This is a genomic window from Bartonella sp. AA2SXKL, assembly GCF_042197205.1.
GTDB lineage: Bacteria > Pseudomonadota > Alphaproteobacteria > Rhizobiales > Rhizobiaceae > Bartonella.
The window spans coordinates 1-565 of sequence record NZ_JBHIRN010000270.1; the positions used below are offsets into that span (position 1 = coordinate 1).

At 39.8% G+C, this 565-nt stretch carries 1 pseudogene; it reads left to right on the forward strand.

Annotated elements, in window-relative coordinates:
- Positions 1-565 (forward strand): annotated as a pseudogene (locus ACFINS_RS11170) (hypothetical protein); the annotation flags it as partial.

The window sequence follows — 565 nt, forward strand, 5'->3', positions numbered from 1 at the left end:
TCAACATGTCAGAAGAAGCAGAAAAAAAGCTTTCTGATTTTATCAATAAAGGGGGAACATTCATCCGTTTTGCAGGAGAAAATTTAAGTGCTACAGAACACCATGATAGCCTCTTGCCAGTCCCCTTACGTCCTGGCAAACGTTTGCTTGGAAGTATCATGTCTTGGGCTAAGCCGCAAAAACTTGCACCTTTTACCAAAAATAGCTTTTTCTTTGATCTTCCGTTTCCAAAAGATGTCACTGTCTCACGACAAATTCTAGCAGAACCGAGCTCAGATCTTTTTGAAAAAACGTGGCTTAGTCTTGCTGATGGAACGCCCCTTATTACAGCGGCTAGTCGTGGTAAAGGCACAGTTATTTTTATTCATATTGCACCTGATCCCACATGGTCAAATCTTCCTCTTTCTGGTTTTTTTGCACAAATGTTGCAAAAACTCGTCACATTGAGTGCCTATGAAAATAAAAACTCAACACAAAGAAAAACAACAACAGTACAAAATCCTTGGAAAACATTAACCGCTGATGGAAAACTACAATCCCCTCCTTCTGATGTTGTTCCACTAGT